The organism is Flavisolibacter ginsenosidimutans, from assembly GCF_007970805.1.
Classification (GTDB): Bacteria; Bacteroidota; Bacteroidia; order Chitinophagales; family Chitinophagaceae; genus Flavisolibacter; species Flavisolibacter ginsenosidimutans.
In genome coordinates this window covers 2,905,582-2,930,961 of sequence record NZ_CP042433.1, presented here as the reverse complement: position 1 = coordinate 2,930,961, position 25,380 = coordinate 2,905,582, and the positions used below count along the sequence as shown (strand labels likewise).

The following is a 25,380-nucleotide window of genomic DNA, read 5'->3' as shown; positions in this document are numbered from 1 at the left end:
AAGGAATCTTTATCGAAGATAACTTTAGCGGTTGCTACAGCAAATTTGCTAAATTTTTTATCAAGCAACAAATTGAATTTTAATGCCTTTCTGAAAAGAGTAAACTTATGTGGAAACTTTTTTTTTGCTTTTACAAAACTTAGTTTTTATGTTTGTATTGCTAAATTAATTAGCAAATACTATGGAACACTTTAATCCGACAATGGTGACGTTGGCAAGAGAGGCAAGAGGATATACCCAACAAGACTTGGCAGAAAGAATCAATACCCAAAAGGCATTCATCTCTAAGATTGAGCATGGGGAGCTTGGGGTAAGTGAAATTATCTTGGATTCCATTTCAAAGGCAACATCTTACCCCTTGAACTTTTTCTTTCAGCCTGGAACGATATTACCAATGAACCTTTCTTACCGCAAGCGAAAGAAGGTTCCTGCAAAAGTCATTACGCCAATAGAAGCAAAGTTCAACATCGTTCGCAACAACATTCAGTTCTTAACCCGTTCGCTGAACAAACAAGCGCCGTTGATTCCTACGTTTAAGGTTACAGAAGAAAACACGCCTAACCTTATTGCGAAACAGTTTCGCCAGTGCCTCGGTTTGCAAAAGCCGGTGATTGACAACTTGACGAAGGTCTTGGAAGATCAGGGCATCATCATTAGCTGCTTCGAGTTTGGTTCAGAGCGGGTAGATAGCCGCAGCATCCTAACCGATGACCAGTTTCCCATCATGTTTTTAAACAAAAGCCATTTGGGTGACAGGCTAAGGTTCTCACTTGCCTTTCAATTAGGTCATTTAGTAATGCACACATATTCACCGGTTCCCGCTGATAGGGAAATCAGCCATGAGGCCAATTTATTTGCCGCTGAACTCTTAATGCCCGAAGAAGCTATCAAAGAAGATTTCAAAGATGGTGTGACGCTTCCGCTATTGGCGCAGTTAAAACGCAAGTGGAAAGTGTCTATGATTTCACTTCTCTATCGTGCAGACGATTTAGGATTACTCACCCCCAACCAAAAACGCTACCTCGTTCAACAATTTAACCAGGCCAAAATCAGACGCCGTGAGCCGGTGGAGCTGGATGTTGCAAAAGAACAACCGAAGCTCATTCATCAAATGGTGGTAGAGTATTGCAACCAGGAAAGCCTAAGCCTTCCGCAGTTCACGCAAGTCTTGGCCTTGGAGCTTGAAGATTATTTGGAACTATACTGCTAACTAACGAAAAACAAAACCAAAGTGATTTTTGAGATGAGTACGACGAAAAGAATTGTGGAGATACGGAGTTACAGCATTGGCGAGTTGTCCAAGCTATATGACCAAAGCGTAAAAACAATGAACCGTTGGCTGAAGCCTCATGGAAGCGTTATCGGGCAACGGCATGGGAGATACTATACCGTGAAGCAGATCGAGCAAATTTTTGAGTTATTGGGTTTGCCGAAGGATTATGATGAAGCGGCGTGATTCTTTTTACCACCTTCTTCCGGTTTTAGCTCAATTATACCAGATTCTTCAGCCATCCGGAGCATACTAAGAAGCGTTCGTTCATCTTTTTTACTGTCGTACTGTTCCCCGTAGACATTTTTTAAGAACTGCACTAGCCAGAATACGAAATAAATTGAAACGTAAGCATGTCTATCGTAACATGCGATTGCATCTGGATTATAAACTGGAACAATGCTTGGCCCAACCCTTCCGTCTTCGTTTGATGTTATTGTTAGTAAGTCACCAACCGCAGGGGTTCCAAAATGAGCTATTTCAGATAGTGTTGGATATAATTTTTTGCCGCCCTCTTTGAATAGATTAATAACATTCGGCGTTTTCTTTAAAAGTTTCAAAAGTGGGTTACTATCAATTTCGTGCAGCCTTGTTAGTGATTCGAAATTCTTTCGTATTAACGTAAACGCTTCGATTAAATCCCCTTCCATAATCATATCGTTTATTATAAAGTGAGTTCTCACGAAAGAAATCACAAGACTTATTTGATATGATATTTTCTCGTTGGTGTTTTCAATCCTATTCGAAAGAACTTGGGATGTCCTTACAATTAAACCATCCAAAGTAATTCTAAAACTATTGTGTTTTACTGGCTCTTTAGAGCGATATATTTCTTGTGTTTTAGCTCTCGCTCTTATCAAATCAGCTTGAAAATCACAAGCTCCTCTAATCAATTCATCAATGTTCGATTTGTGGTCAAAAGTATCTCCCATAACCTTGCTATTTATGTTCCACAAGTATGTCTTGTCCTAGAATAGCTTTACACTAAGCGGTGTAAAAATGCAAGAAAAAAAGAAGCGGCGCAACGCGAAGTCGAAGTATTCGCCGGCCGTTGTTCGGGCTGTGCTTTACGATGTACACACGAGTTCACAAACGCTTGCGCAGATTGCAGCTAAAAACGGACTTCCAAAAGGCAGCGGTAGCATGATCTCCAAATGGGTAAAGAAGTATTCTTCCGACTTTTCTGCAATGGAAGATTTACAACCCACCATCAGCAACGCAAATTATTTGCCTCCGGCAGCAAAGAGTAAAGGCGAAAAGGAGCTGCAAAAGCAACTGGAAGAAGCAAGGTGCAAAATCATTTGCCTGGAAACGATGATTGATATCGCCGAAAGAGAACTCGGAGTCGACATTAGAAAAAAGTCTGGTACCAAACAGTAAGTTTTGTAAAAGCGCACTATGCTCTTGGTAGCCTGCAGGAGCTGTGCGAACTGTTTGGTAAAACACGGCAGGCATTTTACGAAGGCGGCTGGCGAAAAGAAAAACAGTCAATGGAGGCTGCGTTGGTGCTTAAGCAGGTGGCCTTGATTCGACGAGAGTTGCCGAAAGTTGGCACCCGCAAACTTCAGTACTTACTCAAAGACTTTTTTGTTCAGCATCACATCAAAATGGGCCGGGATGCGCTCTTTTCTCTTTTAATGGAAGAGGGCTTACTCGTCAAAAAACGAAAGCGAAAAGTAAGCACCACCAACTCCCGGCACCGCTTTCGAAAGTATCCGAACCTGGTGCGGGAACTGGAGCTGGTACGCTCAGAACAAGTTTGGGTGAGCGACATTACTTATATCGCCTTGCCGAAAAGTTTCTGTTATCTATCGCTGATTACGGATGCTTATTCCAAAAAGATCGTGGGTTATAATCTGGAAGACACACTGGAAACAGAAGGTTGTTTAAAAGCACTTGCGATGGCGCTGAGCACACGATCTAAAACATCAAAGCAAGGATTAATCCACCACTCTGACCGGGGCATCCAGTATTGCAGCACTGCGTATGTGCAGCTTCTTTTAGCGTCGCATGTCGCTATCTCGATGACGGAGAAAAGCGACCCCTATGAGAATGCAGTAGCCGAAAGGATCAACGGCATTTTAAAAGAGGAATTTAACTTGAGTAGAACCTTCCAAAATATCCACCAGGCAAATAGTGTCGTAGGGGAAAGCATCACACTTTACAACAGCAAACGACCACACAGTAGCATTGGCTATCTGACGCCAGACAAAGCACACACAGAAAACGTTGGCTTAACAAAACACTGGAAAACCTACCGGAAAAATGCAATCAATGGAAACAAAGAAGGGTAAGTATTTTAGCAGCGGCAAAAGTCCTCCGTGTAAAGTCCACGCAGGACTATCAACTTCGGATGTAAACTAAAATCAGGACTGATAGATTCTACTGTAAGAAAATGTCAGGACTATCTTTTAATCTGTAAGGTTTTTTCAGGACGATACAGTAACAAAAAAATCCCTTTCTGTCCCTTGCCGTCCCAAAGCTGCCAATTTCTGCATTTTTCTTCCGATTTCTTCCCAAATATTCCCATATCGGACAATGACGTTTTTGAGTGATAGTATGTTTGTGTTGTCAAGAGAAAATAACCAATAAAAAGCACGAACATGAGACAGAGTACTACGAGCTTACAACATTCCAATATCCCTGAATTGAAAGCCATCAAAGGCGCCCTTTTTGAAACATCCCCAGTTGAACATTTAGTGAACGCCGCTTGGAATTTTGCATACAGCTCATTATGGAACAGCACCCAATTTTCTGCAAAAGAAATTCGCTACGCCAAAGAAAAAATTGAAGAGTATTTCACACTCGCCAAAAATCCCCGCAAAGCCTTTCTTTCTTTTTGCCAACGTGTATTGCTCGCCAGGCAATACGTAAACACTGCAAGAGGAAGATACATGCCGCTTCCCTCCGTATGGTTTGATAAGAACAATGAATACGGTTTTGTAGGAACGAAGAATTGGTACACCGAAATCAAAAACGTTCGTGTATCGCTTCCTACCTACAAGGAAGAAATCAAAGCACTGGCTGAAGCGGTGTTGGAGTACAGTGAAGAACCCACACTTCAAAACTTCACCTACTGGAGAAGTTATTTCATTGAAAAAGGCACACCAGGATTACTTAATCTCTTCCAGGTTGCTGCCATCAATCAACAATACATAAGAGCATAACGCATGGCGGTCACATACCAACGCAAACAGTATTTCGATACTGATGGGAAGCTCTTTGTCAAACCGTACCGGTTGAGCGACCTCGCAACCATTTTTGACATCAACCGGAAGACGATGCGCCGTTGGATGCTGAGATACCCGGAGGAATTAGGAAAACGAGAAGGCAAATACTTTTCTGTCCGACAAGTAGAGTTCTGTCTTCAGACGTTTGGACTTCCGGGAAAGGTCATCGTTTTTAATCAACCTACTAAAAAAGCTGCATAACCTATGGACACGAAACATTCAGATAGCATCGGTAGCAACATGCTGCTCACCGGCTGCATCTTTCTCGCCAACATTGATCTTACCGGGGTAGTTGACTATGCTGTAAAAGCGGTGATTGGGGGCGGGATCTGGCTAGGCTTTAAGATGGCCGCCGACTATATCGAACACAAACGAGGCAAAGCAAAATGAGTACTCTCACAAAAATATTAGCCACCACTGTCATTGGCGCTGGAGCCATAGCAGGATGGTCCTATTTGAAAAACCTGAAAACTGCCGGAGCTGAATTGGAGATCGTGCCGAAAGCCGCCATCCATTCACTAAGCTGGAATGGGCTTACCATTCGCCTTGATGTCCTATTGAAAAACCCAACAAACGGGAGCTTTTCTTTAATCGCTCCCTTTATTAAACTTCTTTACAAGGACACAACGGTTGGCAGCTCAACACCGGTCAACAAAGAGTTCAAGCTACCAGCACATGGCGAATTGATGATTGATAACATCATGGTGCAGATACCCATGAGTAATGTCTTCTCTGTTGTGTTTACACTCATCAAAGCACTGACTGCAGGTGAAGCAACAACGCTAACTGTTCGGACGATAACAACCATAAACTTGGGCATCATCAAACTGCCCTACGAAAACAAACAAGACATCACGATAAAGAAATAATCCGTACCCAATGGAAGCAAACCGTAAACGTAACATCCGCAGTGGTGAACAGTACACCCATCTTTTTCCAAAAGCAGAAAATTCTGTTTCCACCATTCGCAAGAATGCGAACGTTACGCATACGGTTGAATTTATTCCAAAGGTTGTACACGAAACCTTGCATCATACAAAAGCTTTATCAAACCAGCTAAAAGAAACAACTGCTTATGAGACTTGTAAGGCCATCTGGCACTTCGTCTATCAGCACATTGCATATAGGAAAGACCAAGAAGGCTACGAACAAATAAGAAGTCCGGCAAGAGCCTGGCACGACAGACAAAAAGGGGTGGATTGTGATTGTTACTCGGTGTTTATATCCAGTATCCTCACTAACCTAAGCATTCCACATATCCTACGGATCACCAAATACCACCGGGATTATTTTCAACACATCTACCCCGTTGTCGTGCTCAATGGAAAAGAAATTCCGATTGACTGTGTAACCGACCAATTCAATTACGAAGTACCCTATTCAGAAAAGAAAGATTATCCTATGGACTTACAATACTTAAACGGCTTTGATGATTATTCAATGGGACAGCTTGGAAAAGTAAAAAAAGGCGCAGCGAAGAAAAGTCTACCCATAGCCAAAAAGAAAACATCTATCCTCGCCAAAGTCAAGGCAAAGAAAGCCGCAAAGCCAAAACCACAACCTGGTACAGCTAAGCCAAAAAAGAAAGGCTTTTTAAAAAAAGTGTTGAACACTGTCAATCGTGTCAATCCTGCAACCGTACTGCTTCGCAATGGTGTTTTGGCAGCCATGAAGCTCAATGTCAAGAATATTGCCGGAAGACTGCGTTGGAGTTACCTGACACCGGAACAAGCTGCCGGGAAAGGCATAGACCCGCAGAAGTTTCAACGCCTTGTTGCTACTCGTGAAAAGCTGGAAAAGATTTTCTATGGTGCAGGCGGTAATCCAAAGAATTTAAAGAAAGCCATGCTTGGCGGTAAGGGAAACAAAGACAAAGCGGTTGCCGGTTTGGATGGCTTTTCTCTCGCCGGTATAGAATACATGAGTACCTATACGCCACTGCCACAACTGTTAGGGCCGGAAATCTACTACTCGGAGAACGTAGAAGGTTTTGAAGGTCTTGGACAATTAGGCGAACCGGTGACGCTTGCATCAGTCGGTGCCGCAATGGGAGTGTTGGCCGGTATTGTAGCAGCACTGAAGCAAATTGGTGAAATCTTTCCTAAGGGCTCAAAGGAAGCCAAAGACTTTGATGAAGCGACAAACGAAGCGGCTGAAAACAATTTACCTGTGCCTGGAACTACACCTGTACCCCTTCCTGAAGCCGGTGGCGCTTCCTCTCCCTTGCAAATTGACAAACCTTCAATCGAAGATTCGTTTAAAAAAGACACCACTGAAAGTGGAGGTAGTGGAAGTAATAATGCTTTGATAAGAAGTTCAGGAAGTGAGGACTATTCAACAGCATCAAATTCGATTGTAGCAACTGGTGAGAGTAATGATTTAGTGCCAATAGAAAAGGATAACACAGCATTGCCGACGACGACGACATCCAACACAGTTGCCAACACAAATACAACTGACACGCCACCCAAAGAAACCTTTTGGGAGAAAAACAAATCCTGGTTAAAACCGGTTGCCATTGGAGTAGGTGGCGTGAGCCTGATAGCAATTGGCTTTGCGGCAATGAAACCGAAACATACAGCGAACAAATCACCTTCTCGTTCATCTTCTTTGTCCGGTTTACCAAAGCCTAAAAAACGAAAAGGACATCATCACCGCAAAGCGAAATCAACCAAATCTAAACCACGCAAGAAAACAGCAGTGGCCCTGCTATAATCCTCACTCTATAAAAAAACAAACATGGCTAAAACAGCTAGAAAACGAAATTCCCGAAAAGCCAAAAAAACGGCCCGGAAAAACTTCATGCAGGGCTTTGGCTCTGAACTTCAAACAAAGGGAGACCTCAAAAACACTGCTCTTGAAACCGGCAAAGGCATCCTGGTGGGTGTACTGGGCGGCGGCTTAATCGGAGCTGCCATCGGACGGCCTTCGTTACTTGTCGGCATCCTCACAACAGGTGTTGGTCATTACTCTGGTAATAAACTTACACAGCTCCTTGGCGTCGGTCTCATGGCCTCCAGCGGCTTTCAGAAAACTGCCGGTGTTAGTGGTATCGAAGGTCTGGAAGGATTGGACGGCGTGAAAGAAAGAATCCAGGCTTTCAAAGAAAGTTTCTCTGAAAAGCTTTACCTGGATAAGCTTAAAAAGAAAGGTATCACCGCAGGCACAACAAGTGGGTTTGGTGAACTGCAATACTTCTCTTATCCCAACCAGGACTTAGCTGCCCTTGACGCCATTGAAAGCCAGTTAACCGACAGTGCCATGCAGTTTCAAGGCAGCTTGCCCGACACTGAGTTTAGTGGTGCAGAAGATGAATTCAGTGGCGTAGATGACATGAATTTCTAATTCCAATCCTCACGAAAACAAATCAAAGCAATAACCGCTCTTGTGAGAGCACAAAATTTAAACTCTATGTTAGGCTTACTTGAAGGAATTGAAGAATACAACAACCAGGGCGCATTACTCGGTATTGACGGAGTAGATGACGCAGAACTCTTAGGTGCGCTGCGCCGTATGAACCCCATCCAACGTGCAAAGACCATGACAAAGATGACCAATGCGCCAGCAAGCAAAGGTTCTCGTGCAGAAATGGAAAAGTTCTTTGGCGAACTGCCTGCCTCCATTAAAGAAGGATTGGTACGTGGTGAACTTCGCCTTGCGGATTCTACCATTTACTCTATCAAACCAGTAACATCTAAAACCATCAAGATGTTTGAAACGCAGGATGATAAAGAGATTGGTCTTCGTAACGTTTCCAATGCAAAGCTGCCAAAGAACCAGGCATTCTTGGTGAGCGGTATCTTCCTTTTGGCCGGTACATCTGCTGATAATTCCAAAGACAAAATCATTGCAACTGAATTCAAAGGTTTGGAAAATTTCAACACTATCGCTAACGGTGAGTTCTCCCTCAAAAGCAATAAAAAGCAAATTGTTCCTGATACCAGCAATGTGGTTTTTAAAACGTCAGGAAATAAGAACGTTCCGGTGGGTTATTACAAACTTGCTAATCCACGCCTTATTCAAGACGACATCCTGATTGAAATGACAATCGAACTCGGTTCGATGGATAGCATTCCGCAGAACACCTACATCTATGTGGGACTACACGGAACGATCACAACGCCGTAAGAACTTTCAGTGCAATCCTCAACCCTTAAAACAGGAATGGTAGCTGCCGCAGTAATGACTTCGGCGCTACTGTTCCTTCTCAAAAAGAAAATGGACAAGACGGAAATAGCCTATAAAAACATTCGTGCCTTCTTGATTATGATACAATACGCTGAAGGCACTTACGGCAAGGATGGTTACAAACGATTGTATGGTGGTGGTAGTTTCAATGACTTTGCCAAACATCCGAATAGTAAGCAAACAAAATGGGGCATTACCAGCACCGCTGCCGGGGCCTATCAAATTCTTTCAAAGACCTGGAACGAGATACAACCCAAACTCGGCCTGCCCGACTTTAGCCCGGCAAGTCAAGATAAAGCAGCCATTGAGCTAATTCGCCGTCGCAAGGCATTGGATGATGTGTATGCCGGACGGTTTGCGCAAGCCATTGCCAAATGCCGTAAAGAATGGGCTTCGCTTCCGGGAGCCGGTTACGGCCAAAACGAGAAAAACGTGCAAAACCTGCTTGCGGTTATCAAAGTAGCAGGTGGAATGACTGCTTAACTCTCATAAAAACAGATAATGCCAAAACGAATAAAAAAGCGGTACGACATAGAAGTGAATGCGGCGAATGCCATTCACTCCAAAACCTTTGAGTTGGATAAAACTGTAACAGCCATACACGGGATGTTGTTTGCTTCGGACAGAGACGACCTAATGTATTACCGTGGGTCAGCAAAGGTAGAAATCAACTCTGATGAAATCTTTCCAGAAGGCTATGAAGTGAAGCTCCTTATGAGTGGCTTAAACGTTTCACCAAATGATCGCTACTACAACTTAGGCGGTGTGCTTCCCGGCAACTTCAAAGTGAAAATTGAATACAAAGACACACCGGACACAAGGCTTCAGTTTGCCAGCTATCGTGTGAGCATTTATCTGGACGTAGAAATCAAATCCTGATGCAGCAGAAAGTCATTATACAAAACGAACAAATAAGCCGCAAGGGAGAGATTAAATATTTTCAAATCCCCTTACTCGGCACACCGATAAGAATTATTGGTGTAGAAGCAAGTGCGTTTTTGTTTACGCAAGCAAATCAGCCGGCACCGCCAACAAATAATGGTGGAAACACACCGCCGACAGCACCAGTGACACCTATTGCACCAGCAACCAACAATTGTCCTAATCCAGGCAGCGCTTCTATTGATTCGGTAAGTTCTACTACAGCTAACGGTGTCACTACCCAGGTATTTAGAATTGGAGCTGCTGTAAATCCAACTTTCGTTTACAGTTGCGGCGTTTATTCAGTTGTCATCTCAGTTACTGCGGTTGAAGGTGATACACCGGCATCTATTGCGACGAAGTTAGCGGCAGATGTAAATGCTACATCTCTTGCTACCTGGAACCAATATGGTAGTAATAACCGAAACTATAAACCAACGGCCAATGCCAATGGAGACTTATTAACCCTGACTACAGATTCGCAACACTCCTTTTTTGCATCAGGCACGGGTTCTTGCACCCCAGCACCTCCACCGCCACCACCACCTCCACCTATTACCTTGTTGCAGTATGACCCGCTGTTTACGATTGTGCAGAACGAGAAAGCCGGAACTGTGTCACTGCAAAGCCCGGATATAACTGACATCTTCTTGCAGTGTGAAGCATGGCGTGAAGACAAGAACATAAGCTACGGCGATTTCTTGTTCACTAATGAAATACAAGGTGAATGGCTGAAAGGAAAAAAACGGTTTAATACAGATGTTTCAATCACCACTGCTTCACCTATACTAGAAGCCTATTACAAAGACAGTTGGGGATTGTACTTCGGCAAGGACGTGAGCTATGGACTAAACATTTTTATCTGGTACGAAAAGTTAACAGACAATGACAAGTGATTTAGCCCTTGATTATATCAGCAGGCGGATGCAAGAAATGGGGCACGGTAAAAAATACCTCTTGCGGTTTCGTCATATTCTTTTGAAGGAAGCCGAAGTAAGAGAGGTAACAGCTTACAATCAGATCTTCATTTTGATTGAACCCATTCAAACCATACGAATAGAAAGCGACGTAGGCTTGTTTGATTTAAACGAAGACCACGCCAACGAAATTCAGTACGAACACAGAGGCCGGATAAAAATTACGAACCTGTCGCTATCACCAACGAACGCCAGGTTTTTACAAGCAATTCCGATAAACAATACATACAATGCCAGTGATAACGGAACACTACGACCAACTCAAAATTGACAAGCTGAAACATTACCTGGAGATGCAGGCGCAAAAAGGTCAACCTGTTCCCTTTGAACTGTTTGTAGATAATTTGAAAGTAGTACCTCGTACCGAGGACCCGAAAGAGTTTGACAACTACGAGTTCTACATGAACGAGGACACAGAAAAAGTCCGCATCCTGATATACAGCTACGGACAGTCACCACGCAACGACCAATATTGTTTCATGGTGCAGAAAAACAAATTGGACAAAGGCTTGAATGGCTTAGGCGAGATTGAAAATATCGTGCAGGAAAAGCTAGCGGCCAGAGACAGAGAACACGAGATGAACCGCCTGCGTGAAGAACTGGAAGCCACCAAACTGGAATTAGAAGAATCGGAAGAATACAACGAAAAGCTGGAAAAGGAAATCGAGTTTCTTAAAGAAAACAAGTTCAAGCTAAAAAACATTGACATCGGTGAACTGGCTTCTGTTGCTATTGAAGGCATTGTACGACGCAATCCGCAGTTCCTTACCCGTCTGCCTGGCGGCGAAGCGCTGGCAGGTGTCATCATGCAGGACAACAAAGAGAAGGAACGGATGCTATCGCAGCCGCCTGCACCAGAATCACAGGTAACAGTGCAGAAAGAAATCGAGCCAGAAATTACCGAAGAAGAAAAACGGCACCTGGTTTACCTGCGCAAGCTGGAACAAACTTTTAACCGGGAGCAAGCCGAAATGTTCAACGCAGTGATAAATGCAATGGTGGAAGAACCATCCATTATTCCGACCCTACTAGAATTGATTAACCCAAAACAATAAACCGAAATGAAAAGCTACACGTACAAAATCACGCTGGAAGAAAAATCAGAAGCAGATGCCGATGCAAAAGTAGACGCAATGGCGGTGCTGGTTAAAAAGCTGGATGCATCAGAGCTTACCAAGCTGGCGCACATTGTAAAAAACGACCCGGTAAAAACGGCACTTGCCAAACAGTACCTGGGCGTATAAACCTTAACCACTGATCCAATCCTTATGAAAAACAGTTCCGCTTACGAACACGACGATTTTACACTCAAAGAAAAACTAACCTATGGCATTGTAGGTCTGGTTGTTCTAAGCGGAACTTTTCTTCTTGGCCGAAGTGTAGTAAGGGGCGCAAGGTCAACCAGCGAACAAAAGAAGACCTATGAGGACGGCAATGCTGCCTCGTTTGCGCAACAGCTAAAGATGGCTTTCGAAAACGATAACTATTTCGGATGGGGAACAGACGAGGAAGGAATAAGAGACGTGATTCGCAAAGTACCAAGCAAGGATTATTTCAAGCAAGTCATTAACTCGTATCAAAAGCTATACGCAAGAAGCTTGATGGGAGACCTAAAAGAAGAACTAGCAGCCTCCGAATACAATGAGATGCTCGCCATCATTGCCGGTAAGCCGGATAAGATAACCGGCAACTACTCGCCCATCGTAACAAGCCAACAGTATTTAGCCTGGGCCAAACGACTAAAGGCAGCCTTTGATATTACCTATTGGTTTGTTCCAGGTACGGACGAACCTGCCATCAAAGCTGTGTTTATGGAAATACCAACCCAAGCCGATTTTCAAAAAGTAGCCGCTGCCTATCTCAAAGAATACGGTAACGAATTAATGAGCGATCTAAAAAGTGAATTGGAATTCTGGGAGATTGGTTCCATGATGGACATTATCAACAATAAACCGAAAGTATAATCCTATGACAAGAACAAAGAAACCTTCCACTGCGAAAGCGCCGTCCAAGCGCAAGGCAAGGAAGAAAAAGATAATCATCACAACATTGGCTGTCGGAGCTACTGGCATCATCGGCTATTTCGGCTGGCAATACTTCAAAAAGAAAAGAGGAACAACGCATGATGATTTGGATTCGATCATAAGCAACATGAATCAACCCATCGTCACAACGCCTGTGTTGCCGTCAATAAAGCCAAAGACGAAAACCAAAACGACTTATACCAATACGGCGACCGATGAACGAAACGATGACTTTCCTTTGAAGAAAGGTAGCAAGGGTGAAAATGTAAGGCGGTTGCAAGAGGCTCTCGTTACGAAGTATGGCAAACAAACGCTTCCAAAATATGGAGCAGATGGCGACTTTGGTTCAGAGCTGACGGCTGCCCTAAAAAAACTTGGGCTTCCTGCATCCATTACGGAAAGCACATTGAATGTTATTGCGCAAGGCACGACTGTCAATCCTGCTACCGTTGGTAAGGAGTTATACAGCGCCGCCAATGCAAAGGACTACACAAAAGCTATCTCCTTGCTGAAGAAGATGAAAAACACCGATGACTACACGGCTGCGAACAATGTCTTTAAACAAGAGCGAATAAGTGGTGTGCGGCAAACAATAGTTAACGGTCTACTCAATGTTTTCTCCACTGACGCACAAAAGCAAGCTATCAAGTTTGAGTTCCTGCGTATGGGACTTCAGTTCGATGGCAGCAAATGGAGTTTATCAGGTCTTGATGGCTTGCCCATTGTTACTCTGCTACCTACTTCTGTTTGGATCAATGCCACTGAAAGCGTAAAAGTTCCGGCCCGTATGGTGCTTGGCAATGAGGTCAGCAAACGCCTTGACTACACACTTTTTGAAAATGGAGGTAAGCATTTTCTCGTGCAAACCAAAACTGTAAAATATCTCTAAACATATTCTATGAAACGACACATCAAGTACATCATTGTACACTCAACCGCTACGTTTGATCCAAAGGTTTCTCAATTCTACGGCGATTTTCATTTTGTAGTGGAACGTGGCGGGGAAATAAAGAAAATTCACCCGGAAGCCACAATTCTCAAAAATGTAGTTGCTGCCGATAACGAAGCCATTCATATTGCTTATGCAGGGGGGCGCAACAAATCAGGAAACTTGGGTGACACTCGAACGCCGGTTCAGGAAGAATCCCTGTTCAACAAGCTCATTGCCCTTTCAGTGAAATATCCAAGTGCCCGCATTATGGGGCACGAAGAATTCGAAGCCGCAACTGGTTGCCCTGGCTTCAATGTAAAGGAATGGCTAAAACACTACGAGCCCGAAATAGCGGTTGCCTAATTTTTAAATCCATTATCATGAATACAGTACAAGAAGCCCTTCAAAAGAAGGGATACAGAATCTTTATGCGCCCTTACGAGTTAAATATTGTTGGTGTTCGTGCCGACTCAGTTAAGCCAAACTCCTTTGACGATGCCATCTATGTCTTCTTTCAGGATAAAGCGGGAAAGCTGACACAGCACAGATTTACCGCTACAACGGACCCAGGGACTTACTGGTTGAAAAACCCTATGAACCCGCAAGGAACGGCTATCCTCAAAGAAGGCCAGTATATCGGTTCGCATCAAATGGGAATGCACCGTGGTAAATACCTGGCCCTTGTGCAAAAGCGTCCTGTGACCGTGATGAGGGACTATGACCGTAATGCTACCCTTGACTTCTTGAACGGCAAATTAGATACTGGTTTGTTCGGCATCAACATTCACAGGGCATCCGAAAACGGTACGACAAAAACAGTGGATCAGTATTCCGCCGGTTGCCAGGTCTTTGCCAACGTCACGGAGTTCATCTTGTTTCTTTCGCTTTGCGAAAAACACAAGTCGCTTTACGGTAACGACTTCACTTATACACTTATTGACGAACGGGCTGTAAACCGTGAAGCAAAAAAAAATTCCTGATGGCTCTTGGGGCCGTAACCATCAGTACCGGACTTGCCTCACTCACGTATTCTTTACTTAAAACCGATACCTCATGAAAGACTTTATCAAACAAATCCTGCGTGACAAGAACGGTGACTTCTCTATCAGAGAAGCAATTATCGCCGTTCTGCTTCTTATCATCATCATTAGCTGGATTGGGCAACAATTCTTTGGAAAAGCAGTGCCCGAATTCATGTTCTATTCCTTCACTTCTTTGGTAGCAGCCGGATGCTTTGGCTATTCACTGGAGAAAAAAACCTGTACTCAAAATGACATTCCATCCATCCCTTAAAAATGCCTTCTTGTTTTTTTCCATCGGTCTTGTATTTGGCATCTTCCTCTCTTTTCTATGGGGCCAAATGTTAATACCTGAATATAAGCCAGCAGTCACTGTTAAATCGCCTAAGCAGTTGCAAAAAGAAGTTACGTCATCTGAAGCTATTTATACAAAGAAGGCTGATTCATTAAATAGCCAGAATAATAAACTGGCCGATCAATTAACAAACATGAAAGCAGCATTAGTTATTGCAAATGCCAAAACAGTCCGGTTACAAAAGGAAGTTTTCAGTCTTTTAGACAGACGCTTTGAAAGCCATCAAAAAAGTGATTCGCATTCCGATGCTAATTGTGATTCGTTGGCCGACACTGTTCCTGTTCTTATCGCTGCTTCTCAAGAAAAGGACAGCTTGTATAATTCAGAAGTTGCCGTTTTAGAAAGTCAAGTACAGAACCGGGATTCAACGGTTGCATTGCAACAGCAGCAGTATCAAATCCTAAAAGAATCCTTCACAAAGAGTCTGGAGGCGCAGACCATTCTTGCAACCGACAACAAAGCACTAACAAAAACAGTGAGGCAGCAACGAACAAAGAGCAAACTATTATCGGCGGCTTTGTTCATCTTATCTGGTGCTGCCGCCACTTATCTCTCGCATCACTAACCAACAGCACAAAATAAATTCGCCTTCCCATGAAAGAAAAAACCATTGTTTCCACCGTTACGTTACTCACTTCTTTACTAGCTTATTGGTATTCTAAAGAAGCTGAGAAAGATTCCGTTCCCTATGTGATGATGGGTGGCTTCTTGGGTTCCATTATCGGGGAGAGTATTGCTGAAAAAACTGTAAAATCTAAACCATAATAATTAATCACTATGTCGTATCAACTTTTTAATGACGCCAATTGTATTCGCATCCAGCAGACATTGGCAAACAACGAAACAAAAGTGTTGATGGTGTCGAAGGAACAGATTCGAACCATTGACATCGTGAAAACCAAATTTGTCCGCATTGATATTGGTGAAGGAGCACTAAAGAATATTTTTCTTAATTACCAGGAAGTAACCTTTCCTACAGTCAACTCAGCGGGTGAGCTTCGGGATCATATCAACGCTTTGATGAAGTCTGAAATCTACGATGGCGATGCTCCCAAGGAAGCAACGCTTGAGGAGGTTTCGGGAAGATTGGGCGGTATTGAATTCATTTTACGCGACATTCAAAAGCAGGGAGAAAGTGTACCAAAACTGGAACCCATTTTCGTAGACGAGTCTAACCCTAATGTTATTTATAAAGGCTGGGCAACGGTCGTTGGAATCGGTTCGGAGCCAATTTGGGCCATCCAAAAAATCAGCCAGATAAACGATATAATCACTCATGAATGGGCTGATGGCAACCGCTTCTACGATAATATATGGGATAACAGGCTGCAACTTCAATACGCTCCGTTTTTGGCTGACAGCATCGTTTACTAATACTAAAGCGTTAAGTCAATTAACGACAAACTGTTTGAATAATTAATAAAAGCTTATTAAAACTATTACTATGGCACAATCCGCCCCCGCCACTAATCTCATTAATGATGGCGCCGTAATACGCATCGAGAAGAATGGTAAAACTCTGTTGGTTGCTAAAGATCAGGTCAAGACCATTGACACTGTACACGACAACATTGTACGCATTGATATTGGCGAAGGTCCTCTTAAAAACATTTTTCTTAATTATCAGGAAGTAAGTAATCCAGTGGTTGCTTCTGCAAATGAGCTTCGAGATACCATTAAGGCCATGATGGTCACAGACGCCTACTTAGGAGGTGATGCAAAAGAGGTGACGCAGATTGCCATCTTAAACCAAGTAAGTCAGCTTACAAACGTCTTGGTAGCAATCAACAACCGCGAGCTCAAGGTAACGGCCGACGAGCCTTCCCGCACCGATGAATCAAATCCTTATACCATTTATCGAGGCTGGCATTCCCGCTTTGGCATTCCAGATCAACAAGAGTGGGCAATTGAGCGTATCCGTCGTGACGGTGATGAAATTATATCGGAGTGGGCGTTCGGAACCAAAAGGGCGATCTACCCCTGGACAGAGCGGGAGACGCTCAACTATGTTCCTTATGACCATGATTTGCCTATTGAATCTCCATTGCCGATTTTGCCTGACTACAATCCACCGGCTGAAGGGCCAGGCGGGCCAGTAGGCGACTCTAATCCACCGGTCTATCAGCCGGTTGAATGACCAACCAACAGATGATGTATCCAACAACACCAGAAATAGTACTTGGTAACCTCCCGGAAATTCAAATTCCCGAACTACAGGTCTCTTATAACCGTAGTTCGGGAAAATTTCTGTCGGGTGTTATATCCTCGTCATCCGACGTGGCGACTTTTATTCGCACTTCAATCGGATTAAATGAAGTAGAGCTGCAAGAGCAGTTTATCGTGCTTTATCTAAGCCAGTCAAATAATGTAATAGGTTATTATAAGCACTCCAAGGGAGCTATTAATGCAACAGTTGCTGATATAAGAATCATTTTAGGCACGGCTCTCAAATGTGCTTGCATTGCAATGATCGTAGCACATAACCATCCTTCAGGCAATCTAAAGCCAAGCAGAGCAGATGAACAAATAACGCAACGATTGAAAGAAAGTGCGGCTCTGATGGATATTAAATTGCTTGACCACTTAATCATCACAAAGGATAGTTTTCTTTCTTTTGCTGACCAGGGGCTATTAGGGCTTCAAGGTTTAGGTGCTCTTATAAACGGGCAGGAAAGTTTTGTACAGGCAGTATTAAAAAGTTTAGTTGATGGCCAACGACATAATAAAACTTCGATTGAGAAACTAGCTGCCTTTTTTGGCATTACAGATAAAACAGAAGTTAAAGAACTAACCGAGCTTGCTATTGTAACCAGAGCAAGGACACTTGCACACAGCGAAGATACAACAGCCGAAAAATACCACTCTATTTGCCGCCTTTACGAATCACAAGTAAACCTATCGCACCGCACTTCTCAATCCATACTCCTCCAACAGTATTCTACACCTGCTCCAATCGGATATATAGCCGGCTTTTTCTGCGGATTGCAGGATGCCAGCATTTCAGTATTTGAACCATCTGCAGGCAATGGATTACTGACGATTGCTGCCAACCCTTTTCAATGTACTGTCAACGAAATTGACCCAGTACGAAGAAGGAATTTAGAGACACAAGGCTTCGGACTTGTAATGAACCAAGATGCAACTAAAACATTTAGAGGACTAGAAAAAAAGTTTGATGCTGTCATTACCAATCCACCTTTCGGCAAGATGGACGCAGAAGTGATGTATGATACCTTTCCGATAAAGCCATTGGAGCATGTGATGGCGCTAACAGCACTCAACTGCATGAAAGACGATGGAAAGGCAGCGATCATCATCGGTGGGCATACATCCTGGGACGAAAAGGGAAGAGTTCAGGCAGGAAAGAACCGCATCTTTTTTAACTACCTATATAGCCGCTACAATGTTATCGATGTAATCAACATTGACGGTCACAAACTATACTCACGTCAAGGGACTTCGTTTGACGTTCGTTTGATTTTAATAAGAGGCAGAAAGGATAAACCTTTTGGCGCTGCGCCCATTTACAATTCGGAAAAAGACAAAGAGGTAAAAACCTTTGATGAACTCTTTGAAAGAGTAATGGATGCAATAGAAAACTCCCAACCTATGAAAACATTTACTGACCTGGAAAGTGAAGCCCTTGAGCTGCAACGGTTATTTGGTGGAAGTGATTTAGGCGCACCCTATGAACCTGCTTCAGAGGCTTGTATAGTGTTGAATACGCAAGTCCCAGACAGTATGGCCTTTGAAACAAGGCAAGCAATTGTGGCCATCAAAAAAGAAGTGGGCGGCGACATAGACAATTTTGTTCGGCACAGATTAAAATATAAAAGCAAAACAGAACTGTGTAAAGTGTTATCCGCTGAACAAATAGACGCGGTTGCAATGGCTATTTACAATATAGAAGCAAGAGGCCAGGGAATGATAATCGGTGACCAGACTGGTATTGGAAAAGGAAGGGTTGCTGCTGCCATGATTCGATATGCTGTTGTGCAAGGACACAAGCCTGTTTTCCTCACCGAAAAAGCAAACCTGTTCTCCGACATCTACCGTGATTTATCAGCCATTGGATCTGCACAATTCAAGCCCTTTATCGTCAACACTAAAGAATCCAAGACAGACATTAAAGACGAAGACGGAAATATTATTTATCAAGCACCTCCTGTCACAGAGCAGAATAGAATCATAGCAGATAGAGCGATTCCTGCTAACTATGATTTTGTAGTGGCTACTTACTCACAGTTCAACTCACCGGAAAAGAAGCCGGAGAAGCCGCATTTTTTGCAAGCGATTGCCGAAGGCAATATTTTCATTATGGACGAAGCGCACAACTCAAGCGGTTCTTCTAATACGGGGGAATTTTTGCAAAAGGTGATTGCAGGAACAAAAGGCGTTGTGTTCTTATCAGCCACCTTCGCCAAGCGGCCCGACAACATGCCTATCTACGCCATGAAGACTTCTATTGCGGATTGCAACATGAGCAAAGATGACTTGGTGGATGCCATTACAAGAGGCGGTGTAGCCCTCCAGGAAATTCTTTCTTCTCAGCTTGTGGCCGAAGGACAAATGGTGAGGCGTGAACGCAGCTTTGAAGGTGTAGAAGTAAATTACCTCACCCTTGACGACAAAGCAGAAGAACACAGGGCCATTGCTGATAACATCACGGACATACTTCGGGACATTATTGCTTTTCAAGGAACCTATGTTGATGAACAAATTGAGGAGTTAGACAAGATAGCAGTAGCCGAAGGAAAAGAAGTGGAACTCAGGGAAGGCACATCACAAGCTGGTGTAGATAGCCAACCCTATTTCTCTAAAGTCTTCCAGGTTATTAACCAAATGCTTTTTTCGCTGAAAGCTGACGCTGTTGCCGACCGAACCATTCAACGATTAAAGGAAGGAAAGAAGCCTGTGATTGCCTTTGCTTCCACAATGGGCAGCTTTATCGAAGGCATGGAGAACGAACACGGAATGCTGGTCACTGATGGTGATACGATCAATGCTGATTTCACCGAAGTCTTAAAACGAGGATTAGACGGCATTCTTCGCTATTCTGAAAAAGACGTGGATGGAAACAGCATTCACAAGAAGTTTGAGCTATCCGAACTACCACAAGAAGCACGAGCCGAATACAACCGCATTTGTAACAAGATTAAAAACGCTTCAACCGGCATTACCATTTCTCCTATTGATGCCATTATTAAAAGGTTGAAAGAGGCAGGTTATTCAGTGGCAGAAGTCACCGGACGGAAGTTTGAACTGCAACTCAATACCAACACAGGAAAGGGCTTAGTCTTGTCCCGCAAGCGAATAAACACAAATGATGCCTTTCGCCAGTTCAACAACAACGAAGTAGATGTGCTGATGATTAATCAATCCGGAAGCACGGGTGCATCCGCACATGCCATCCCAACAGCCAAAGTTCCCAAAGACCAAGTACGCCAAAGAGTAATGATTGTACTGCAAGCAGAACTCGATATTAATACGGAAGTACAAAAGAGAGGCCGCATTAATCGCACAGGCCAAATCCTAAAACCAATCTACGATTATGTGACTTCGGCGATTCCTGCCGAGAAGCGGCTCATGATGATGCTGCAAAAAAAGCTGAAGTCACTCGACGCTAATACTGCCTCCAATCAAAAGCAATCCAACAAGATTTTGGACGTACCAGACTTCCTAAATAAATACGGTGATAAGATTGTAAAGGATTATCTGCTAGAGAACAAAGATGTCAATGCTTTGCTTGATGATCCGTTGAGGTTGGAAGATAGCAAAGCCGATAGCGGTTCTAGGGAAGGTAACATCTTAGAAGATGCAGCACACAAGGTGTCTGGCCGTGTTGCGGTTCTTTCGACCAAAATGCAAGCTGACTTCTACAACGATATTTCAGAAAGATACAGCGACTATGCAGACTACCTAAAACAGGTAGGCGAATACGACTTAGAAGTAGAGGCCATGAACCTCGAAGCTGAAACTGTTGGAAGGAAAGTAATTAAGATGGGCAAAGGTTCGGATAGTGCCTTTGGTGATGATAGCAATTTGGAAACTGTTCGTGCCAACGTGCTGAAAAAACCATTTAGCAAAACAGAACTGGAAAACTTAATACAAGAATCACTGAAAGGCGTTGAACCGAAAACGCTCCGAGCAGAACTCATCCAGCAGTTCACCCACTTTAACGAAAAAGCGCTGGAAGCCGAATTGGAGGACATTGAGGCTAAGTACAAAGACCTTATCCTTAACATTCCGAACGAAAAGGCCATGCTCAAAATCCAGGCGAAGCAGGGCGAAGGCGCTTACCTGATGGCCTGTGCGGAAAGGCGTAAGGAATTGGAAACGGCCAGAGAAACAAAGAAGGAACAAACAAAAAGAGTATTTGAGAACCGTAAGCAGTATCTGATGAAGATGTTCAACTTCTTCTATGTTGGCAGAAGCCTGAACTATCCAATCGAAACCTATCAGGGCGGCAACGAGCTGGTGCCCGGTATTTTCTTAGGATTTACCATTGAGGGTAAAAAGAAAAACCCTTATGCACCTTCGGCTATTAAGCTCCGGTTTGCAATTGCTAACAGTTCAAAGTATCTGGCTATCCCTGCTTCATATTCGGAAGACGTAATGGCGATTATTGGCGCAAGCGTTGACGTAGGCCAACCCTCTATGAGCGACATGCTCAGTAGATGGGAAGAATACACAAAACAAAACAACGTGGACCGCAGAATACGGCACATCATCACAGGCAATTTGCTTCAAGCCTTTTCGGACTTCAAGGGGAAATTGGTGAGTTATACAACCGATGGAGGAGAGACAAAGAAAGGAATCCTCATGCCGGAGAACTGGAACCCTACCGAGCAAGTGCAAGACAAGGTGGTTGTTCCAATTCTCAAAGCATTGCCCTTAATTAAATCCCTTACACAGAACGGACACATTGCGACCAATAGTGGTCTTTCGTTTTTCCGTACACGGGAACATTATAAACTAATTGTTGCGGCATCACGTACAAAAGGTGGTGACCTATATTTAGACAAGCAGTTACTGACACTTGTTGAGAACAATAACTTTGAAAAGACCTCGGACAAAATGGTGGCCATGCTACCGGAAAGGAACATTGACAAAGCCGTTGAGTTGCTGCAGATGAATCATTCGCTTTCTGTTACTATCCAATCCTATCAACTCAAAGACCTGAAAAATGATGGTATGCGATTTAAGAACCGCAAGCCAATCCTTGTGCCTGATGAAGAAAAAGAAGAACCCGTAAACAACATTTTGCTTCTGGAACTGGAAGCCGAAGCCCTTGCCCTGGAACTTGAATTACTTGCCGCTTAAATACTACAAAATGATTAACCCTGAAAACTACTTAAACAAAATAGCCACTGTTGACATTAAAGCCATGCCGATGCCTTTGCAGAAAGGTCATGAGTTTTTAATGAAAGCTACTAGTGATGCAGTGGATTGGAACACTTATCACAACAGCACCGCCATTCGTAAAACAGTTCAGCTTTACTTTGAACGACTGGCTGAATTCTTACAGGAGAATAGTAAGGCTGAAAAAAAGCAACGCAAGAAGGAAGCCGAACGAAAGCAAAACCAAGAAATTATGCAGGAAGCCATGCGTAAGCAAGGCTTAATCGATGAACAAGGAGCCAAAGTGGATAAACCAATTAAAGGCAAAACGAAAAAGCCAATACCGGAACAACCATTGTGGGTTGAGCGAATGCCTGAGGAACTTCGGTTCATCAAACGCTACGTGAACCTTGATGGCAAAACCAAAACAAAAGAAGAAATACTTCGTTTCATCAATTCGCTGCAAAAAGCCATTGTGGAAAAGCGCATCCGCAAAACTTCACCTTATGCTGACCAAATCAAATATGTGCAGGAACGGTTGATCGAAGTGTATAACACGATGAAGGCAAAAATTAAGTTGGAACTAAAGTCGGAAACGGCTGAGGCTTTGAAAAAGCTGACCAGTGGTGAAAAGGTGATGGCATCTGTTAGTTTTATCAAACGATATATTTCCCTTAATGAAAAGCCCGGCATGAAAGAAAAAGCAAAGGGCTTGCTTGAGCAGATCAACAGGGCAATGAAGAAAGGAAAGATTACAGATAATGACCCTTATATCGTGGAGATACATGAACTGAAGAAAAATCTCAAAGCTTTTATTACGGATAAAGCAGTTAGGACATTAGAAATAGAGCAGGCCACCTTGAACGGTTTGGAAGGAATACTTGGTTGTGCCTGTCAAAACTTAAATGGCTTTGATGGGAAACCCGCAATTATGAATAGTATGGACTTCGCCAACATGGAATTTGATACGCTTGGCTTTAAAGGCAAGTGGTTAGAACTGATAGGCGACCCTTCAAGCAACTTTACGGCAATGGTCTATGGGAAACCTAAGATGGGTAAGTCTTACCTGTGCATAGACTTTGCCGGTTACCTGGCTCGCAACCACGGTAAGGTTCTGTATGTAGCAAAAGAAGAAGGCTTGGATATGACCCTACAAAAGAAACTCAATGATAAAGCAGTTGCTCATCCAAACCTTTATGTATCGTCATTTCTTCCAACCTCCCTGGCCGGCTACGATTTTATTTTCCTCGACAGTGTGAATCGGCTTGGCTTAGAGCCAACAGACTTGAATAAGCTAAAAGCAGCCAATCCTACCAAATCATTCATCTTTATTTTCCAGTCAACCAAAGACGGAAACTTCCGGGGAGCCAATTCGTTTCAGCATGATGTAGATGTGGTGGTTGAAGTGCCACAAAAAGGTAAGGCAGTGCAAATGGGCAGGTTTAATCAGGGTGGCGAAGTAGATATTTTTGATAACTCTTTTGCGGCGTAGTTAACTTTATCCCTGCTTAATAAGCAGTTAGTTTTGGTTGCGACCTCTGTTTTTACAGAGGTCTTCTTTTTTCACTATTTCTTGTCCCAAATCTGCCCAAACCTTCCCAAAACGGACAGTGCCAGCGCCAACAATTATAGGTTTGTAAAAAACTATCCTATGTCTAAAATTGTGGATTTACACGAGTGGCTTCAAGAGAATGAAGCCAACAAAAAGAAAGAAACGAAACTCTTTCTAACAGAGGCTGAAGTTCGTTCCCTCCCTAAGTTCAAGAACGCTTCAGACGAAGAAGTACAAAACATCATCACTACACTGCATAATCTGGCTCTAATATCCTATCAGGTCTTTTGCAAAGAAGAAAAAGCCCAGTCGTCAAAAGCAGCTTAAATTTTCTAAAATATTTTCATAACGTGTTGATTATCATTAGATTTGAGACAACAAACCGTTAGTTATGCCCCAGAAAACTACTAAATCGAAACAACAAGCCTTCGTCAGTCTCGGCAAGTTTGCCAAAGGAGCCAATCTTAAAGTAGTCAGCGATGAGAACTGCGTTATCTATACAAGGGTTTCTACCAAAGAACAGGCAGAGGGAAATCTTAGTCTGGATACGCAGAAGAAGGCTTGCGAATTACATGCCCTAAAGAATGGGTACAACATCCTTTCCCATTTTGGTGGAACCTATGAATCAGCCGCCAGTGATGAACGAATTGAGTTCAAGAAGCTGATTGAATACTGCAAGAAGCAAAAACTATCGTCGCTGAAAATCATCGTGTATAGTCTTGACCGTTTCAGCCGTACTGGTGACAATGCAATTTGGCTTTCTCGCCAACTTCGGGATTTAGGCATTCAGATTGTTTCGGTAACGCAGCCTATTGATACCAACAATCCGGCGGGAGTGTTGCAACAAAACATCTTGTTCTTGTTTAGCCAGTACGACAATGACCTAAGACGCCAAAAGACCATTGCCGGAATGAAAGAAAAGCTCCTGCAAGGGGTGTGGCCTTGTGGTGCGCCGATGGGTTATGATAACATTACCATCAACAGCGAAAAGTCTATCGTGATAAACGAAAAGGGAAGGCTGATTCGTAAGGCATTTATCTGGAAAGCTAACGAAGGCATTACGATGGTAGAAATCATTAAACGTTTGGCAGCACAAGGATTAAAGGTTTCTATTTCCCGAATGAGTGAAATCCTCCAAAATCCCTTTTACTGCGGTATACTTTCCCATTCACTTTTAGAAGGGGAAATGATTGAAGGCAAGCATGAGAAACTTATTTCTAAAGAATTGTTTCTCCGAGCCAATGAGCAGAAAGCCAAAATCCCACATGGCTACAAAGCCAATCTTTTGAACGAGAACCTGCCGCTAAAGCTGTTCGTAAAATGCGATAGCTGCAAAGAGAATTTGAGGGGCTATATCGTCAAAGCGAAAAACCTTTACTACTACAAATGCGATAATGGAAGTCAATGCTCTTGCAATGTCAGCGCCAAGAAACTTCACGGACTGTTTGAAACCATATTGGATGAGGTTACACTTTATGAGGATTACATTGACCTGTACCAACTTCAGCTACGCAAAATCTACAACACCCTCAATACCGAAAGAGAGGAACTTTTGCAGCAATACAAACTCAA

General features: G+C 43.3%; 29 protein-coding genes and 1 pseudogene. 29 read left to right on the top strand and 1 reads right to left on the bottom strand.

Going from position 1 to position 25,380, the window contains the following annotated elements; genetic code table 11:
• Positions 1-181 precede the first annotated feature (181 nt).
• Together FSB75_RS12055 and FSB75_RS12050 are read left to right on the top strand one after the other, a co-directional pair.
• Positions 182-1,210 (top strand): helix-turn-helix domain-containing protein, encoded by a 1,029-nt coding sequence (locus tag FSB75_RS12055; protein WP_146787641.1) that lies wholly within the window; start codon positions 182-184, stop codon positions 1,208-1,210.
• Positions 1,211-1,243: 33 nt separating this feature from the next.
• The gene (locus FSB75_RS12050; protein WP_146787638.1) at positions 1,244-1,456 is read left to right on the top strand and encodes a DUF4248 domain-containing protein; all 213 of its coding nucleotides are present in this window, start codon (positions 1,244-1,246) and stop codon (positions 1,454-1,456) included.
• On the opposite strand, the gene FSB75_RS12045 is transcribed toward FSB75_RS12050, so the two are convergent.
• Positions 1,438-2,202: a hypothetical protein gene (locus FSB75_RS12045; protein WP_146787633.1), complete on the bottom strand. Its 765-nt coding sequence runs from the start codon at positions 2,200-2,202 to the stop codon at positions 1,438-1,440. The two genes, FSB75_RS12050 and FSB75_RS12045, sit on opposite strands and share 19 nt — an antisense overlap.
• 67 nt (positions 2,203-2,269) lie before the next feature.
• On the opposite strand from FSB75_RS12045, the gene FSB75_RS12040 reads away from it, so the two are divergent.
• The 27 genes and pseudogenes from FSB75_RS12040 to FSB75_RS22370 all read left to right on the top strand — a co-directional run.
• Positions 2,270-2,650 carry a hypothetical protein gene (locus FSB75_RS12040; RefSeq protein WP_146784899.1) on the top strand — a complete coding sequence of 127 codons (381 nt, stop codon included), beginning with the start codon at positions 2,270-2,272 and terminating at the stop codon, positions 2,648-2,650.
• Positions 2,651-2,682: 32 nt separating this feature from the next.
• Positions 2,683-3,564: an IS3 family transposase gene (locus FSB75_RS12035; protein ID WP_146784896.1), complete on the top strand. Its 882-nt coding sequence runs from the start codon at positions 2,683-2,685 to the stop codon at positions 3,562-3,564.
• A gap of 309 nt (positions 3,565-3,873) precedes the next feature.
• The gene (locus tag FSB75_RS12030; RefSeq protein WP_146787629.1) at positions 3,874-4,437 is read left to right on the top strand and encodes a hypothetical protein; all 564 of its coding nucleotides are present in this window, start codon (positions 3,874-3,876) and stop codon (positions 4,435-4,437) included.
• Positions 4,438-4,704: 267 nt separating this feature from the next.
• Positions 4,705-4,890, top strand: coding sequence for a hypothetical protein (locus FSB75_RS12025; RefSeq protein WP_146787626.1), 186 nt, complete (start codon positions 4,705-4,707; stop codon positions 4,888-4,890).
• Positions 4,887-5,369: a hypothetical protein gene (locus FSB75_RS12020; RefSeq protein ID WP_146787623.1), complete on the top strand. Its 483-nt coding sequence runs from the start codon at positions 4,887-4,889 to the stop codon at positions 5,367-5,369. The genes FSB75_RS12025 and FSB75_RS12020 overlap by 4 nt, the downstream gene beginning before the upstream one ends.
• A 10-nt stretch (positions 5,370-5,379) precedes the next feature.
• The gene (locus FSB75_RS12015; RefSeq protein WP_146787619.1) at positions 5,380-7,215 is read left to right on the top strand and encodes a hypothetical protein; all 1,836 of its coding nucleotides are present in this window, start codon (positions 5,380-5,382) and stop codon (positions 7,213-7,215) included.
• 24 nt (positions 7,216-7,239) lie between these two features.
• On the top strand, positions 7,240-7,845 hold the full coding sequence (locus tag FSB75_RS12010; protein WP_146787616.1) for a hypothetical protein: 606 nt from the start codon (positions 7,240-7,242) through the stop codon (positions 7,843-7,845).
• 42 nt (positions 7,846-7,887) lie between these two features.
• Complete coding sequence (locus tag FSB75_RS12005) at positions 7,888-8,628, top strand: hypothetical protein (protein ID WP_146787613.1); 741 nt, start codon at positions 7,888-7,890, stop codon at positions 8,626-8,628.
• Between the two features lie 36 nt (positions 8,629-8,664).
• On the top strand, positions 8,665-9,171 hold the full coding sequence (locus FSB75_RS12000; RefSeq protein WP_227990567.1) for a glycoside hydrolase family 24 protein: 507 nt from the start codon (positions 8,665-8,667) through the stop codon (positions 9,169-9,171).
• A gap of 18 nt (positions 9,172-9,189) precedes the next feature.
• Complete coding sequence (locus tag FSB75_RS11995) at positions 9,190-9,567, top strand: hypothetical protein (RefSeq protein ID WP_146787610.1); 378 nt, start codon at positions 9,190-9,192, stop codon at positions 9,565-9,567.
• Complete coding sequence (locus FSB75_RS11990; protein WP_146787607.1) at positions 9,567-10,505, top strand: hypothetical protein; 939 nt, start codon at positions 9,567-9,569, stop codon at positions 10,503-10,505. The genes FSB75_RS11995 and FSB75_RS11990 overlap by 1 nt, the downstream gene beginning before the upstream one ends.
• Positions 10,495-10,857: a hypothetical protein gene (locus FSB75_RS11985; RefSeq protein ID WP_146787604.1), complete on the top strand. Its 363-nt coding sequence runs from the start codon at positions 10,495-10,497 to the stop codon at positions 10,855-10,857. The genes FSB75_RS11990 and FSB75_RS11985 overlap by 11 nt, the downstream gene beginning before the upstream one ends.
• Positions 10,817-11,641 carry a hypothetical protein gene (locus FSB75_RS11980; protein WP_146787601.1) on the top strand — a complete coding sequence of 275 codons (825 nt, stop codon included), beginning with the start codon at positions 10,817-10,819 and terminating at the stop codon, positions 11,639-11,641. Before FSB75_RS11985 ends, FSB75_RS11980 begins: the two co-directional genes overlap by 41 nt.
• Before the next feature lie 6 nt (positions 11,642-11,647).
• The gene (locus tag FSB75_RS11975; RefSeq protein ID WP_146787598.1) at positions 11,648-11,830 is read left to right on the top strand and encodes a hypothetical protein; all 183 of its coding nucleotides are present in this window, start codon (positions 11,648-11,650) and stop codon (positions 11,828-11,830) included.
• A 24-nt stretch (positions 11,831-11,854) separates the two neighbouring features.
• Entirely contained in the window at positions 11,855-12,550 is a 696-nt protein-coding gene (locus tag FSB75_RS11970) for an annexin (RefSeq protein ID WP_146787595.1), read from the top strand.
• Positions 12,551-12,554: 4 nt separating this feature from the next.
• Positions 12,555-13,499, top strand: coding sequence for a peptidoglycan-binding domain-containing protein (locus FSB75_RS11965; RefSeq protein WP_146787592.1), 945 nt, complete (start codon positions 12,555-12,557; stop codon positions 13,497-13,499).
• 9 nt (positions 13,500-13,508) lie between these two features.
• The gene (locus tag FSB75_RS11960) at positions 13,509-13,904 is read left to right on the top strand and encodes a peptidoglycan recognition protein family protein (protein WP_146787588.1); all 396 of its coding nucleotides are present in this window, start codon (positions 13,509-13,511) and stop codon (positions 13,902-13,904) included.
• 17 nt (positions 13,905-13,921) lie between these two features.
• Positions 13,922-14,521: a hypothetical protein gene (locus FSB75_RS11955; protein WP_146787584.1), complete on the top strand. Its 600-nt coding sequence runs from the start codon at positions 13,922-13,924 to the stop codon at positions 14,519-14,521.
• Positions 14,522-14,594: 73 nt separating this feature from the next.
• Positions 14,595-14,834 carry a hypothetical protein gene (locus FSB75_RS11950; RefSeq protein WP_146787581.1) on the top strand — a complete coding sequence of 80 codons (240 nt, stop codon included), beginning with the start codon at positions 14,595-14,597 and terminating at the stop codon, positions 14,832-14,834.
• A gap of 10 nt (positions 14,835-14,844) precedes the next feature.
• The gene (locus tag FSB75_RS11945) at positions 14,845-15,480 is read left to right on the top strand and encodes a hypothetical protein (RefSeq protein WP_146787578.1); all 636 of its coding nucleotides are present in this window, start codon (positions 14,845-14,847) and stop codon (positions 15,478-15,480) included.
• Positions 15,481-15,509: 29 nt separating this feature from the next.
• A complete protein-coding gene (locus FSB75_RS21830; protein WP_172623130.1) occupies positions 15,510-15,680 on the top strand; it encodes a hypothetical protein in 171 nt (56 codons plus the stop codon).
• Between the two features lie 12 nt (positions 15,681-15,692).
• A complete protein-coding gene (locus tag FSB75_RS11940; RefSeq protein ID WP_146787575.1) occupies positions 15,693-16,289 on the top strand; it encodes a hypothetical protein in 597 nt (198 codons plus the stop codon).
• Between the two features lie 70 nt (positions 16,290-16,359).
• The gene (locus tag FSB75_RS11935) at positions 16,360-17,052 is read left to right on the top strand and encodes a hypothetical protein (RefSeq protein WP_146787572.1); all 693 of its coding nucleotides are present in this window, start codon (positions 16,360-16,362) and stop codon (positions 17,050-17,052) included.
• The gene (locus FSB75_RS11930) at positions 17,049-22,238 is read left to right on the top strand and encodes a JAB domain-containing protein (RefSeq protein ID WP_146787569.1); all 5,190 of its coding nucleotides are present in this window, start codon (positions 17,049-17,051) and stop codon (positions 22,236-22,238) included. Before FSB75_RS11935 ends, FSB75_RS11930 begins: the two co-directional genes overlap by 4 nt.
• Positions 22,239-22,248: 10 nt before the next feature.
• Positions 22,249-23,748 carry a hypothetical protein gene (locus FSB75_RS11925; protein WP_146787566.1) on the top strand — a complete coding sequence of 500 codons (1,500 nt, stop codon included), beginning with the start codon at positions 22,249-22,251 and terminating at the stop codon, positions 23,746-23,748.
• 159 nt (positions 23,749-23,907) lie between these two features.
• Positions 23,908-24,135 carry a hypothetical protein gene (locus FSB75_RS11920; protein ID WP_146787564.1) on the top strand — a complete coding sequence of 76 codons (228 nt, stop codon included), beginning with the start codon at positions 23,908-23,910 and terminating at the stop codon, positions 24,133-24,135.
• 64 nt (positions 24,136-24,199) lie between these two features.
• A pseudogene (locus FSB75_RS22370) lies at positions 24,200-25,051 on the top strand (recombinase family protein); the annotation flags it as partial.
• Positions 25,052-25,380: the final 329 nt, after the last annotated feature.